Consider the following 14,323-nt stretch of genomic DNA (forward strand, 5'->3'; position numbering starts at 1 on the left):
AGGACTGGGGCGACGACCTGCTGGACCGGCTGCGAGACGGGTACGGCACCCACATCGCGATGGGGGGGCTGGTCGAGCAGCTTCCGCGCGAGGACAGCTACGTCGCGCTCGACCCCGACAGGACCGACGACCGCGGCAATCCGGTGCCGGACGTCCACTGGAACGTCGGCGACCGCGCACTTCGGACGCTCGAACGCGCTAACGAGGTCCAGCGGTCGGTGCTCGAGGAGCTCGGCGCGGAGATCGAGTGGAGCGTCGGTCCCGACAACACAGGCCCCGCGTACCACCACATGGGCACGACCCGAATGGGAACCGACCCGACCGAGAGCGTCGTCAACGCGGACCTCCGCACGCACGACCTCGACAACTGCTGGATCGCCTCCAGCAGCGTCTTCCCCACCGCCGGCGCGATGAACCCGACGCTCACCATCGCGGCGCTCGCGCTGCGGGCCGCGGACGCGGTCGACGCGGCGCTTTGAGGGCGAGGAATCGCGGCCGGCCGTTGTTTTAGGCAAACCTAAAAACATAAGTCCCCCCGGTCGCAACGAGCAGGTAATGAGTCAGGTACACGCGGGGGCGGACCCCGCCGAGCGACCCGATTCCGGTGATGATGAGTCGACGACCCAGCACGCCGCCGGCGACGCGGAACCGGCCGCGGACGAGGCGACCGGCGAGAACGCCGCGACCGCGGAGGACGCCGCGGACGCGTACACCTTCGACGATCTCGCGGTCGTGATGGGAACCTACAACGAGGAGGCCGCCATCGGGACGGTGCTGGAGGACATCGAGCGCGTCACGGACGGCCGCGCGAAGGTCGTCTGCGTGGACGGTTCCTCGGACCGGACGCCGGAGATCGCCCGCGAACACGGCGCGACCGTCGTCGAGCAGGAGCCGCAGGGGTACGGCGTCGCGGTCCGCGAGGCCGTCCTGACGCCGGACCGGCCGGTCGTCGTCACGACCGACTGCGACGACACCTACCCGATGGAGAAGCTCCCCGAGTTCCTCGAGTTGATCAACGAGGGCTACGACGTGGTCAGCGGCGACCGCCTCTACCACGGCGCGGAGACGATGCCCGGGTTCAACCGCTTCGGCAACAAGGCGTTCGCGGCCATCGCGAGCGTCCTGACGACCGAGCGCGTCCACGACACCACCACGGGGATGCGCGCGTACCGCCGCGAACTGCTCCACGACATCGAGTGGACCGAGAACACCGGTCTCTCCGCCGAGCTCCTGATCCGGCCGCTGATGCGCGGCTACGAGATCCGCGAGGAGCCGATCCCCTACGGCGAGCGCGCCGGCGAGACGAAGCTCGACCCCATCGAGGGCGGTGCCGCCATCGCGAAGTCCATCGTGAAGGTCTGTCTGCAGGAGCGGTTCCGGTAGTCGTCTCGGGACGCGGTCTCGCGAAGAGGTGGGGTCTTCGACCCCGCGGCCGCGATCGGCGACTTTTGCTTCGGTTTCCGTCCCACCGTCGGAAGGAGGGTTTTCTGTCCTGCTGTCAGAGATGGATCTTCCGTCCTGCTGTTAGCGACCGCTCCGACCGCTCCGCCGGCTACCTCTCGGAGTCGCCCGCGGTCGCGGAGACGTTCGTCTCGAACGAGACGCCCGAGGGGTGTTCCTCGGGGTGGTCCGGGAGGTACGTCCCGCGGTTGTCACAGGCGTCGACCAGCGGGCAGACGGACCGATCCGGCGGCCAGATGACCTCCACGCGGTCGCCGTCGGTCCTGACGGTCACCTCTTGTCGGTAGGTGAGCGTCGAGCCGTCGAACGCCGTCAGCCGAACGAGAACCAGCAGTTCGTCCGTCTCAGCGACCGGGACCGCGGCGTCCGACGCGCTCGCGTCGCCGCCCGCGGTGGTCCTCGCTCCGGACCCCGCGGCCGGGCCGGTCAGCCGCGCCGCCCCGTCGTCGACCGACCACGCGACGGTCAGGTCCTCGCCCGGTTCGACCCGGCCGGCGTCGACCGGCGCACTCACGTAGTCGCCCGCCTCGTTCTCCAGGCGCACTGTCGCGCGGTCGACGCCGGCCGGCACCCCGACCGTCGTCTCGGCGTCGAGCCGCTCCCCGCCGCGCACCTCGAGCGCCTCCAGTTTCGGCGTGACCTGAATCGTCGGGTCACCGGTCCACAGCCCCCGATACGCGTACCGATGGAGCGTCCGGTTCGGGAAGCGGTCGATCACCGCGAAGTCGCTCTCCGGACCGCGGTCGAGCGCGTACACCGCGTCGCCCTCCAGCGCCCCGTCGTTGCGGAGGTACTGGAACGGGTGGTTGAGCCAGTCGCCGTACGGCGTCGGAAGGAACACGAGCGCGTCCTCGAAGTCCGCCGCCTCGACCGGCGCGTACGCGCGGTCGTACTTGTCGGTGTAGGCGGCGCTGCGCTCGACCGGGCCGTCGAGCACCGCGGCGTTCGCGGCCCCGGCGAGCAGGACGCCCGAGAGCGCGAGCGCGACGAGCAGCGCGCGGACGACTCGTCCGCGGTCGGGTCGCCCCCGCTCGCGGAGCCCGTCTCGGACCAGGCGCCAGCCCGCGACCGCGCCGACCGCCGCGAAGATCGACAGCGGGACGAGCAGATCGAAGTGGTAGAAGGGGCCGAACTGCGCGACGATGCCGTCCGTCGGGTCGGTGACGTCCGCGAGCAGGTTGTGCGTCCCCCAGAAGAACAGGTTGCCGACCGGCACGGTCACCAGCAGGCCGGCGACGAGGACGCCGGGGAGACGCTCCCGGTCGGCGACTGCTCCCGTCCACCAGCGGCGAACCGCGACCGCGAGCCCCGCGACCGCGGCGGCGGTCCCGAGGAGGCCCGCCGTGAACCACCGAGAGATCAGGTACCAGAGGCCGTAGGCGTTCGTCTCCAGCGCGACCGCGGGCGTGTACGTCTCGGCGTGGCCGAGGATCTCGCGGTAGCCGAATCCGGGGCCGTCCTGCGGCGCGAACGCCTGATACGGGAACGTGAGCGGGTCGCCCGTGAGGTGGGTGTTGTACGCGAGCGCGACGCCGACGAACGCCAGCCCCAGCGCCGCGGTGTGGAGCTGGCGGACGACCGCCTCGCCGGGCGGCCACGCGCCCCTCGTTCGTGCCGACGCCGCCACCGTCCACAGCGCGTGGGCGATGAACGGCGCCGCGAACAGCACCGCGGTGAACGGGCGAGCGAAGAAGGCCAGTCCGACGGCGACGCCGGCGAGCGTCGCGTAGACGCGGCTCTCGCGACGCGTCGCTCGGACGTACGCGACCGCGAACAGCAGGTTCAGAAACGTCGTGGGGGCGTAGGGAAGGAACACGGCTCCCGTCAACAGCGCCATCGGCGCGGCGGCGAAGACCGCGGCGGCGACGACGCCGACGCGGCGGTCGAAGGCGGCCGACGCCAGCGCGTAGATACAGGCGGCGTTGCCGGCACTCACCGCGGCGAGCGTGACGCGCGGCTCGTCGAACAGCGCCATCGAGACCGCGTACATCGCGGACGGCACCGGCGAGTACTTCGGGTAGAGGCGACCGCCGTCCTGCACGAAGAACCAGGGATGGACGGCGCCCGCGATCTCGCCCGCAAACAGCTGGAGCTGCCCGTCGAGCAGTAGCCCGGCCTGCTGAAGGTACACCGCCTCGTCGTGGTTGCTGGAGTGGTACGGGAACAGTCCCGTCGCGGTCAGGAAGGTCACGACGCCCGCCGCGAACACGACGAGGGCGGCCGCAACCCGGGCGCGAGTCGCGGGGTCCTCGCGAATCCGCGTCCGGGCGCTCGTCGCCGTGCGCGCGAGCGTCGTGCGGTCGACCACGGCCTCAGATGTCGATGCCGGCGTCGCGCATCAGGTCGACCGTCTCCTGGAGGTCGGACAGCTGCGCGAGGTCGATGTTCGGCACGTCGAGTTCGTCGATGCTCGGGAGGTCGCCGACCGGCGGGACGCCCTCCACGAGGGGGTACTCGAAGGTGCGGACGGCGAAGTAGTCCTGCGCCTCCGTGGAGAGCAGGTGGCGGATGAAGTTCTCCGCGAGCGTCGGGTCGCTCGCCTGGTCGACGACCGCCGCGCCGGCGACGTTGAACACCGCGCCGGCGTCGCCCTCGGTGAACGTCGTGGCGATCGGCGGGTCCTCGCGCCCCTCGATGACGCGCTGGATGTAGTAGTGATTCGTGAACCCGGCGTCGATCTCGCCGTCAGCGACGGCCTGCGAGACGACGAACTCGTCGGGGTACGACTCGATCCCCGCCTCCTGAATCGCGTTGAGCCACTCGCGGGTGGCTTCCTCGCCCTCGATGATCCGCATCGCCGTGACGAACGCCTGACAGGATCCGTAGGAGGGGGCCCAGCCGAGCTGGGCGTCGAAGTCCGGGAACTCCATGACGCTGTCGGGGATGTCGCCCTCCGACAGCGCGTTGGTGTTGTACGGAACCGACCGCGCGCGGCCGGAGGTGCCGATCCACTGCTCCGTGTGGAACTCCTCGCGCACGAGTTCGAGCAGGTCGTCCGACAGCGCCGCAGTCCTGCCCTCGCCCGCGAGCGCGCCGAGCGCCCCCGCGTTGACGGAGTAGAACACGTCGGCCGGCGTCCCGTCGCCCTCGTTGACGATCTGGTTGACGAGGTCGGTGGCCCCGCCGTAGCGCACCTCCAGCGAGAAGTCGTCGTACAGCGACTCGATGTAGCTCACCAGCTGGCCGACGAGGAACTCGCCGCGGCCGGAGTAGACCGTCAGCTCCCCCTCCAGATCCGGCATCTCGGACATCGGCGTCCCGCCGAGTTCACCGCGCTCGCGGCCGTAGCCGAGTGATTCCAGGTCGTCGGTGCCGCTTCCGCCCTCGGGTTCGGACGTTTCGGTGCCTCCGCCGCCGTCCTCGCCGTCGCCGGTACATCCTGCCAACCCCGCGATCCCCGCGGCCGCCGTGCCGCCGAGGAACGCTCGTCTGTCAACGGGCGTGCCGTCGATCCGTGTGCGTCGGTCGTCTTCGCTCATGAGTTTAGGTTTGCCTAAAACAACTTATAGCCGTCGGATCAGGCCGCCGTCGACTCGGTCGCCTCGACGTGCGCGAGCGCGTCCAGGCAGTCGAGCCAGTCGTGCATGTACTCGCCGACGTGGTTGAAGAACGCGCCGTTGCGGTACTCGTCGAACTCGCCCTCGACGAGGCGGTCGGCCATCGCCGCGAAGACGGTCGCGTAGTCGTCCGGCGTCGCGGCCGCGGGGTCGTCCGGCAGTCCCGCCGGCTCCACGTCGTCGACGAGCTCCCAGAGGTGCTCGTTGAGTTCGAGGCCCGCGACCTCGTTGTGGAGGTCGTCGAACGTCGAGCGGGGCGCCTTGTTGTGCTCACAGAGCGGCGCGCCGTTGTACACCTGCTTGCCGAGCAGGTCCGCAGCGCGCTTGAGGAAGACGCCGCTCCAGATGTCGTCGAACCGCCCCACGTCCCACTCGTTGTCGTCCATCGGGAGCTGGTAGAAGGCGGGGATCACCTCGCGCTCGAACGCGAGGTTCATCGAGCAGACGGTGAGGTAGTTGTCGGGCGCGGCGACGAAGTCGTCCTCGAAGTCGTCCCGGCTCGTCCGCGTCTGGGCCTGTCCCTGCAGGTCGCCGTCCATCAGGATGCGGACCGCGTCGAGGTCCGGGACGTTGGTCCAGAGCCCCTGCGAGGCGACCACGTCGGCCACGTCCTCGGTGTCGGTCTCGACCGTCTCGTCCATCGCGGAGTAGGGGTAGCCGCGGGGGTAGAGCCCGTGTTCGTCCGCCCGCTCGTGGAGCACGTTCACCCACTGCTTGTCCGAGGAGACGGACTTGACCTCCCCCTCGAACGCGAGGTTCTCCATGTGGGTGCCGAAGAAGTCGTCCTCCGGATGCGGGAGGGTGTCGTCGTCGATGAAGAACCCGTAGTCGAACCGGTCGTTCGCCCACATGTACAGCAGACCGAAGCTCGTCTCGGCGTGGCTGGCCGCGGGGACGACGTGACCGTACTCCGCGACGCCGTGCGCCTCGTACCACTCCTCGCGGCGCGAGCCGTCGAAGACCTCGCCGGAGACGCCCTCCTCGTCGAGCATCGCGCGCATCTCGTCGGTTTCACAGAAGTCCTCGGTGACGAGAACGACGTGGAGCCGCGAGAGGTCGAACCCGTGGTCGCGAGCGTTCTCGAAGTACGCCCGCATGCGCTCGTACTCTCGGATCGTCGGGACGATAACGCAGATGTCCTCGCTCATCGCTTGTTCGGTCGTGTGTTTAGGCTAGCCTAAAGAGTACCGGTTCGGATCGGCGATCGAACGGGATCGGTCGGGGGGAGTCGCCAGCAGAACCACCCCGCCCCCCACCATCAGAACCACCCCGCGACCGCCGTCTTGACCCGCGGGATCTCTCGTCGGATCGCCGCCCGCTTCAGCAGGCCGAAGCCGGCGACGATGACGGCGAACCCGACCACCGTGTAGACGGTGACCGGCTCGTTCAGAAGCACCGCGCCGGCGACCGTCGCGATCACGGGGACGACGTAGGAGACGAGGTTGACCTGAAACGCGCCGACCCGGTCCAGCAGTGCGAAGTAGAAGCTGTATGCGACCGCCGACGAGAGCAGTCCGAGGAACGCCAGCGCGAGCAGCGGCAGCGGCTCCGCGACCGGCGCCATCTGTCGCTCACCGAGTCCGAGGCTGAACCCGTGGATCAGCAGGCCGCCGAGCAGCATCGCCCACGCGGTCAGCGCGACGCTCGGGATCGACGGGGAGACGGTTCGGATCCCCACCGCGCCGATCGAGACCGCCACCACGCCGATCAGGATGAGTCCGACGCCGACCGTCACTCCGCCCGTGAGGTTCGCCGGGTCGGGCTGGGCGACCAGCGCGACGCCGACGAACGCCAGCACGACGCCGACGTAGCCGCGGGCATCGAGCCCGGAGTCCCCGAGCCAGGTCGCGGCCGCCGCCGCGGTGGCGATGGGGACCAGGCTGTAGACGACGGCCGCGATGCCGCTCGTGGTGTACTGCTGGCCGACGAACAGCAGCGAGTTGTTGGCCGCCACCGAGAGCCCGCCGCTGAACCCGACCGCGACGAAGTCGGCGCGCGTCCGCGGGAGCGGTGCGTCCTGTGTGAGGAGCACGTAGCTCACGAGCGCCAACGCCGCCAGATCGAAGCGGTAGGCGGCGAACAGCACGGGCGGGTAGAACGCCAGTCCGACCTCGATGGCGACGAACGAACCGCCCCACAGAAGCGCCACCGCCAGGAACAGGACGGCGTCGCGATAGCGTGACACGGCGAAGTCAGTACCCTCGGCTGATGAGGTAGTCCGCGATGTCTTCCAGCAGGCTCCGCGCCTCGTTGTCCGGCAACACCGAGAGGTGGTCCTTCGAGCGCGCGGTGAGGTCCTCGGCCGTGTCGCGGGCGTAGTCGATGGAGCCGACCTCCTCCAGCGCCGCGACCGCCTCGTCGACCTCCGCCTCGGTGACTTCCGCGGGGGTTTCCGCGTCCACGAGGTCGTCGACGTCGACGCCCTGTTGGCGCGCGTGGAGGGTGATCAGCGTCTCCTTGTCCTCGACGAGGTCGGAGCCGCGCTGTTTGCCGAGCTGTTCGGAGGGGACCGTGAGGTCCAACACGTCGTCCTGGATCTGGAACGCGCAGCCGGAGTCGATCCCGTAGCGGTAGAGCGCGTCGACGACCTCCTCGTCGGCACCGGTCAGGATCCCGGCGGTCGCGGCCGCCGCACCGTACAACACCGCGGTCTTCAGCTCGACCATCTCGAGGTACTCGTCGGGCAGGATGTCGTCCCGCTCCTCGAAGGCCACGTCGAGCGCCTGTCCCTCGCAGATCTTCGTGCAGGTCGACGCGAGCGTTCGCATCGCCTCCAGCCCCGCGGCGGGGTCGGCGCCCGTCTCCGTCATGATCTCGAACGCCTTCGAGTAGAGCGTGTCGCCGGCGAGGATCGCCGTCGACACGTCGTACTGCTCGTGGACCGCCGGCACGCCGCGCCGGAGGTCGTCCTCGTCCATGATGTCGTCGTGGATCAGGGTGAACGACTGGATCACCTCGATGGAGACCGCGGCGCGCATGAGGTCGAACGCGTCGGCCCCGCCCAGCGCCGGGAATTCCCGGTACGGCGTCGAGAGGGGCGGCACGTCCGTGACCGCCTCGGCCGCGATCAGCGTCACCGTCGGCCGGAGCCGCTTACCGCCCGCCTCGAGGATGTACCGGGACGCCTCGTAGAGGCGCTCCGGCTCGGCCATCGGCAGCTCGTCGTCGATCGCGTCGTTGACCAGCTCCCGGCGCTGACCGATCGCGTCGAGCACCCGTTCTTCGGTCGCTTGGTTCGTCATTCGACCAGCTGGATGGTGTTGCCGTTTCGCGTGACGTGCAGGTCACGGCCCAGCTCGTACCCCTGCGAGTCGGCCAGGTCCACGTACGGGGAGAGACCCTTCATGTTCTGGTGGGCCGGGATGACGTGTTGCGGCTGCAGCGTCCGCAGCATCTCGTAGTGGCCCTCCTCGCTGAGGTGGCCGGAGACGTGGATGTCGTCGAAGATGCGGGCGCCCTGCATGCGCAGCAGCGTCTCGGCCTGGTAGCGTTGCCCCTCGTTCGTCGGCTCGGGAATGACGCTGGCGCTGAAGATCACCTTGTCGCCGTCGTCGAACTCGTAGGGGGTCTCCCCGCGAGCCATCCGGGTGAGCATCGCGCGCGGCTCCCCCTGATGGCCCGTCACGATGGGGAGGTACTGGTCTTTGCCCTCCTCCATGATCCGCTTGAACGTGCGGTCGACGGACTTGCGGTGGCCGTACATGCCCAGGTCGCCCGGGAAGTTCACGAAGTCGAGCCGCTCGGCGGTGCCGGCGTACTGCTCCATCGACCGCCCGAGCAGCACCGGCTCGCGGCCCATCTCGCGGGCGAACTCGACGAGGGACTTCACGCGGGCGACGTGCGAGGAGAACGTCGTCGCGACGATGCCGCCGTCGTAGTCGGCGACGCTCGTCATCACGTCGTGGAGGTGGTCGCGCGCGACCGACTCGGAGGGCGTTCGCCCCTTCTGGCCGGCGTTGGTACAGTCCTCGATGTAGCAGAGGACGCCCTCGCCCTCGCGGCCGATCTCCGCGAAGCGGTCCATGTCGATCGGGTCGCCGAGCACCGGGTCGTGGTCCAGGCGCTTGTCGAGCCCGTAGACGACCGCGCCCTCGGGCGTGTGGAGAACCGGGTTGATGGCGTCGATGATGGAGTGGGCGACGTTGACGAACTCCAGGTCCAGCGCGCCGGAGTCGCCGATCGGCATCGTCTCACCGGCCTCCATCTTCACCAGCTCGTTGCCCACGTCGAACTTGCTCTCGCCCTGGATCTGCTGTTTGACCAGCTCGATCGTGAACGGGGTCGCGACGATGGGCGCGTCGTAGCGGTGGGCGAGCTTCGGGATCGCCGCGATGTGGTCGAGGTGGCCGTGTGTGGGCACGATGGCCTGTACGTCCCCCTCGAGTTCGGACATCACCCGGTCGTCCGGGATGGCGCCCATGTCGATCAGGTCGAGACTGTGCATGCTCTCGGTCTCCACGTCGTCGTGGATCAGGACCTTGCTCAGGTTCAGGCCCATGTCGAAGATGACGATGTCCTCGCCCGCACGGACGGCCGTCATCTGTCGACCGACTTCCTCGTAACCGCCGATTGTCGCGATCTCGATTTCCATAGTTGTCCTGTGTGGACCGCCGCGGTGCGGCGATACCGGTCACTGAAACGCGGGTCGGTTGGGGCCGACGACCCCGGCGTGTGACAGCGCGTCGGCGAGGCCCCGCTACGGTCGAGCCGACTCGGCTCACCGTGTCCCGCGGGATGTGGTGATTCGGGCTACACGCCCGCTCGGTAAAAACTGTATGGGTCGGCGGTTTCACACGGATCGCCGGGAGACGCAGTGAACTCCATTTCTGTGTCTGTCGCGGATCCTGCTGATCGGGACAGCAACGCTCAGAACGCCCCAGCCCGCTACCCCTTTCATCCCCGCCTCGCACCGCGACCGTACCGCAGCCTCACGCCTCCCCAGCCTCGGCCGCGGGCCCCGCGGACCCGCAACGCAGCGCGGGACAAACCGCGTCCCGCTGGCCTCTGGCGTGCAGTGGCGCGCCGGAAATCGGAGATTTCCGAGCCGCCGTTCGCTCCGCACCGCGCTCACGGCGACGCCGGAGACACCGCATCGCGCCGGGCCCGCGACCTCCCTCGCGCGTTTCTCGCGCGCCGACCGCACCACATCCGCACCCGGACCGCACCACATCCGCACCCGGACCGCACCGCACCACATCCGCACCCGGACCGCACCGCATCCGCTACTGCACCGCTTCGCGACCGCCCCCTCTTCGGACCGCGACGCTCGTTTTCGGTCCCCGTCTTCCCTACGTCCTCCTCAACCGCGACCTGACGCCGCCGGTCCCGACATTTTTAATAGTACGACGAATCGCGGTGTACATCATGAGTGGTCGACCCCTCGACGTGCTCGAAGCGTCGCTCGACGACGCGGTGACGGTTCACCTCAAGGACGGCACGACGTACTACGGAATCCTCGCCGGCTACGACCAGCACATGAACGTCGTCATCGAGCCGGAGGAGGCGGCCGAGGAACGCTTCGACGTCGACGAGGAGTTCGCCGTCGCGGTCGAAGACACAACGATTATACGCGGCGATAACGTCGTCACCATCAAAGCATGACCGGAGCCGGAACGCCCTCTCAGGGGAAGAAGAACAAGACGGTCCACGTGAAGTGCCGCCGCTGTGGCGAAGCATCCTACCACCTCAAGAAGGAGCGCTGCTCCTCTTGCGGGTTCGGCAAGTCGGCGAAGCGTCGCTCCTACAGCTGGCAGTCGAAGTCCGGCGACAACTGACGCGATTCTCCGCTGACCCGTTCTCTCCGCTCCCGAGCGACGGCGCTTTTGAGAACTCCCGTCCGGAACCGCCGGCTCTCAGACCCGCGACAGGCTCTCAGACCCGCGACAGGAACTCCGAGAGCGCCGCGTTGAACGCGGCCGGCTGCTCCAGCATCGCGAGGTGGGCCGCGTCCTCGATCAGCGCGCGCTCGCAGCGCGGCATCTCGTCAGCGAGGTAGTCGTGGTACCGCGGCGGCGTGAGCCCGTCGTACTCGCCGACGACCGCGAGCGCCGGCACACCGATCTCCCCGAGCCGGTCGCGCACGTCGAACCGGTGGCAGGTGCGGAAGTCCCGCTCGGCCGTCGCGCGGCCGCATTCGCGCATCGCCGCCTCCGAGAGCTCGACGTACTCGTCGGGCGCGTCGTGAAACAGGCGGTCCTCGCCGTGGAGGAACGCGACCGCGCGGTCGAAGTCCTCGGCGAGCCAGTCGAGCAGGTCCTGCAACACGGCGAGTTTCGCGCCCGTGCCCGCGAGCACCAGTCCGTCGAGCGAGAGGTCGCGCTCCAGCGCGACCCACAGCGCGACCGCGCCGCCCAGCGAGTTCCCGCAGACCACCGACGCTCCCGTCTCCTCGGCGACCGCGACCACGTCGTCCGCGTACGCCGCGAGCGTCTCCGGGCCCGGTCGCGCGTCCACGTCCCCGCTCTCGCCGTGGCCGGACAGGTCCACCGCCACTATCGGATATTCGTCGGCCAACCGCGCCTGAGCCTTCCAGACGCCGTGGTTCCCGCCGCTGCCGTGCACGCAGAGGACTCCCGGACCGTCCGCGCCGCGGTCCGAGACCCGGTAGGCCGTCTCGCGGCCGTGGTGTGTGACCCGCTCCATGCCGCACACTCCGCGGGGCACCCTCAAAAATCCCGCACCGGATCACGGCCCGCGAACCGCCCCCGCGACGCCGGCGTCGAGACGAGAGCCGTCCGCGAATGCGTGCCCGAATCGCTACCCTACCGCTCGAACCCCTACACGTTCACGTCCGGCGATTTATTGGCGACAGGTTTATATATTCTCTCGGCTAACTTGGAGTTAGCACTAACATGAGACTCACACACTCTCAGGAGGGTGAAAACCTCCTCCGTCGCTACGAGTACGACGACCGGCACGTCGTCGCCGCGGACGTGGGCGTCGACGACGACGCGATCAGCGTCGACACGGTCGGCGACACCGCCATCGTCGTGATCGACCACGGCGACGGCGAGTCGGAGGCGGAACTCGACCTGCCCGGCCCGGCCGCGTCCGTCGCGGTGACCAACGGCGTCCTCACCATCGAGGTGGAGAAATGAAGCTCACGGTCAAGCCGCTGAAGCAGAAGGACGCCGGTCGGCGCCTCGCCGCGATCGACCGCGTCGCCGCCGACGAACTCGACCTCTCGGGCGGCGACTTCGTCCGCATCGAGGGCCAGTCGAGCAGCGCCATCGCCCGCGTCTGGCCGGGGTATCCCGAAGACGACGGCACCGGCGTGGTCCGCATCGACGGCCGTCTCCGCCAGGAGGCCAACGTCGGCATCGATGACCGCGTCGAGCTCGAGAAGGTCGACGTCAAGCCCGCCGACAGCGTCACCGTGGCGCTCCCCCAGCGGCTCGGCATCCGCGGGAACATCGAGGCGCTGATCCGCCGCGAACTGGGCGGCCAACCCGTCACGCCCGGACAGAACGTCCAGCTCCCGTTGGGCTTCGGCTTCATGGGCGGTCAGTCGCAGGCGGTCCCGCTGAAGATCGCCGACACCAGCCCGTCGGGGACGGTCGTCGTCACCGACAGCACCGAGATCCACGTCTCCGAACAGCCCGCCGAGGAGATCGTCGAACAGGCCGGTAGCGGCGCCGGCGCTGGCAGCGACGGCTCCCCCGACGTGGCCTACGAGGACATCGGCGGCCTCGACGAGGAGCTCGAGCAGGTCCGCGAGATGATCGAGCTGCCGATGCGGCACCCCGAGCTGTTCAAGCGGCTCGGCATCGAGCCGCCGAAGGGCGTCCTCCTCCACGGCCCGCCGGGCACCGGGAAGACGCTGATCGCGAAGGCCGTCGCCAACGAGATCGACGCCAGCTTCCACACGATCTCCGGGCCGGAGATCATGTCGAAGTACTACGGCGAGTCCGAGGAGCAGCTCCGCGACGTGTTCGAGGAAGCCTCCGAGGAGGCGCCCGCCGTCATCTTCATGGACGAGCTGGACTCCATCGCGCCCAAGCGCGAGGAGGCCGGCGGCGACGTGGAGCGGCGCGTCGTGGCCCAGCTCCTCTCGCTGATGGACGGGCTGGAGGCCCGCGGCCAGGTCGTCGTCATCGGCGCGACCAACCGCGTCGACGCCATCGACCCCGCGCTCCGGCGCGGCGGCCGCTTCGACCGCGAGATCGAGGTGGGCGTCCCGGACCGCGACGGACGCAAGGAGATCCTGCAGGTTCACACGCGGAACATGCCGCTGACCGACGGGATCGACCTCGACGAGTACGCCGAGAACACCCACGGCTTCGTCGGCGCCGACCTCGAGTCGCTGGCCAAGGAGTCCGCGATGCACGCGCTGCGGCGGATCCGCCCCAACCTCGACCTTGAGAGCGACGAGATCGAGGCCGAGGTGCTCGAGTCCATCCAGGTCACCGAGAACGACTTCAAGGAGGCGCTGAAGGGCATCGAACCCTCCGCGCTGCGTGAGGTCTTCGTCGAGGTGCCCGACGTGACGTGGGCCGACGTGGGCGGGCTCGAGGACACCAAGGAGCGACTCCGCGAGACCATCCAGTGGCCGCTGGAGTACCCCGAGGTGTTCGACCAGTTGGACATGGCCGCCGCGAAGGGCGTCCTGATGTACGGCCCGCCGGGCACGGGGAAGACCCTGCTCGCGAAGGCCGTCGCCAACGAGGCCGACTCCAACTTCATCTCCATCAAGGGGCCTGAACTGCTGAACAAGTTCGTGGGCGAGTCCGAGAAGGGCGTCCGCGAGGTGTTCAGTAAGGCCCGCGAGAACGCTCCGACCGTGGTGTTCTTCGACGAGATCGACTCCATCGCCACCGAGCGCGGTCGCAACCAGAGCGACTCGGGCGTCTCCGAGCGCGTCGTCTCCCAGCTGCTGACGGAGCTCGACGGGCTGGAGTCGCTCGAGGACGTGGTCGTCATCGCGACGACCAACCGCCCGGACCTGATCGACTCCGCGCTGCTGCGCCCCGGCCGGCTGGACCGCCACGTCCACGTGCCGGTGCCCGACGAGGACGCGCGCCGGAAGATCCTCGACGTCCACACCCGGCACAAGCCGCTGGCCGACGACGTGGACCTCGACGAGATCGCCCGCCGCACGGAGAACTTCGTCGGCGCCGACATCGAGGCGCTCGCCCGCGAGGCCGCCATGGCGGCCTCCCGCGAGTTCATCGGCTCCGTCTCGCCCGAGGACGTGGGCGAGTCGGTCGGCAACGTCCGCATCACGATGGACCACTTCGAGGCCGCCCTCGAGGAGGTCGTCCCCAGCGTCACGGAGGACGTCCGCGACCAGTACGAGGAGATCGAGA

At 69.2% G+C, this 14,323-nt stretch carries 13 protein-coding genes; 6 read left to right on the top strand and 7 right to left on the bottom strand.

What is annotated here, in order from left to right; translation table 11 throughout:
* Together AN233_RS18075 and AN233_RS11400 are read left to right on the top strand one after the other, a co-directional pair.
* Nucleotides 1-479, top strand: a 479-nt coding sequence (locus AN233_RS18075) for a GMC oxidoreductase (protein WP_245626062.1), incomplete at its 5' end; no start/stop codon positions are given.
* Nucleotides 480-735: 256 nt separating this feature from the next.
* Nucleotides 736-1,383, top strand: a complete 648-nt coding sequence (locus AN233_RS11400) for a dolichyl-phosphate hexose transferase (protein ID WP_245626065.1) — start codon at nucleotides 736-738, stop codon at nucleotides 1,381-1,383.
* Between the two features lie 169 nt (nucleotides 1,384-1,552).
* Here the strand turns inward: AN233_RS11400 and AN233_RS11405 are convergent, their stop codons facing one another.
* From AN233_RS11405 to AN233_RS11430, 6 genes are all read right to left on the bottom strand, one after another.
* Entirely contained in the window at nucleotides 1,553-3,769 is a 2,217-nt protein-coding gene (locus AN233_RS11405; RefSeq protein ID WP_176696683.1) for a DUF7846 domain-containing protein, read from the bottom strand.
* A 4-nt stretch (nucleotides 3,770-3,773) separates the two neighbouring features.
* The gene (locus AN233_RS11410; RefSeq protein ID WP_058366907.1) at nucleotides 3,774-4,940 is read right to left on the bottom strand and encodes an extracellular solute-binding protein; all 1,167 of its coding nucleotides are present in this window, start codon (nucleotides 4,938-4,940) and stop codon (nucleotides 3,774-3,776) included.
* Nucleotides 4,941-4,978: 38 nt separating this feature from the next.
* On the bottom strand, nucleotides 4,979-6,166 hold the full coding sequence (locus AN233_RS11415) for an alpha-1 4-glucan-protein synthase (protein WP_058366908.1): 1,188 nt from the start codon (nucleotides 6,164-6,166) through the stop codon (nucleotides 4,979-4,981).
* 110 nt (nucleotides 6,167-6,276) lie between these two features.
* On the bottom strand, nucleotides 6,277-7,203 hold the full coding sequence (locus tag AN233_RS11420) for a DMT family transporter (protein ID WP_058366909.1): 927 nt from the start codon (nucleotides 7,201-7,203) through the stop codon (nucleotides 6,277-6,279).
* 7 nt (nucleotides 7,204-7,210) lie between these two features.
* Nucleotides 7,211-8,260: a geranylfarnesyl diphosphate synthase gene (gene idsA3, locus AN233_RS11425; protein ID WP_058366910.1), complete on the bottom strand. Its 1,050-nt coding sequence runs from the start codon at nucleotides 8,258-8,260 to the stop codon at nucleotides 7,211-7,213.
* Nucleotides 8,257-9,609: a ribonuclease J gene (locus AN233_RS11430; protein ID WP_058366911.1), complete on the bottom strand. Its 1,353-nt coding sequence runs from the start codon at nucleotides 9,607-9,609 to the stop codon at nucleotides 8,257-8,259. The genes idsA3 and AN233_RS11430 overlap by 4 nt, the downstream gene beginning before the upstream one ends.
* Nucleotides 9,610-10,382: 773 nt before the next feature.
* Here AN233_RS11430 and AN233_RS11435 point away from each other — a divergent pair.
* Together AN233_RS11435 and AN233_RS16480 are read left to right on the top strand one after the other, a co-directional pair.
* Complete coding sequence (locus tag AN233_RS11435; protein WP_058366912.1) at nucleotides 10,383-10,619, top strand: LSM domain-containing protein; 237 nt, start codon at nucleotides 10,383-10,385, stop codon at nucleotides 10,617-10,619.
* Nucleotides 10,616-10,792 carry a 50S ribosomal protein L37e gene (locus AN233_RS16480; protein WP_080508449.1) on the top strand — a complete coding sequence of 59 codons (177 nt, stop codon included), beginning with the start codon at nucleotides 10,616-10,618 and terminating at the stop codon, nucleotides 10,790-10,792. Before AN233_RS11435 ends, AN233_RS16480 begins: the two co-directional genes overlap by 4 nt.
* A gap of 97 nt (nucleotides 10,793-10,889) precedes the next feature.
* Here the strand turns inward: AN233_RS16480 and AN233_RS11440 are convergent, their stop codons facing one another.
* Nucleotides 10,890-11,660: an alpha/beta fold hydrolase gene (locus tag AN233_RS11440; RefSeq protein WP_058366913.1), complete on the bottom strand. Its 771-nt coding sequence runs from the start codon at nucleotides 11,658-11,660 to the stop codon at nucleotides 10,890-10,892.
* Nucleotides 11,661-11,869: 209 nt separating this feature from the next.
* Here AN233_RS11440 and AN233_RS11445 point away from each other — a divergent pair, with 209 nt between their 5' ends.
* Both AN233_RS11445 and AN233_RS11450 read left to right on the top strand, forming a co-directional pair.
* Nucleotides 11,870-12,115 carry an Hsp20/alpha crystallin family protein gene (locus AN233_RS11445; RefSeq protein ID WP_058366914.1) on the top strand — a complete coding sequence of 82 codons (246 nt, stop codon included), beginning with the start codon at nucleotides 11,870-11,872 and terminating at the stop codon, nucleotides 12,113-12,115.
* The coding region (locus tag AN233_RS11450) for a CDC48 family AAA ATPase (protein ID WP_058366915.1) at nucleotides 12,112-14,323 on the top strand (2,212 nt) is incomplete at its 3' end. The genes AN233_RS11445 and AN233_RS11450, both read left to right, overlap by 4 nt.

Source organism: Haloparvum sedimenti (assembly GCF_001462205.1).
GTDB lineage: Archaea > Halobacteriota > Halobacteria > Halobacteriales > Haloferacaceae > Haloparvum > Haloparvum sedimenti.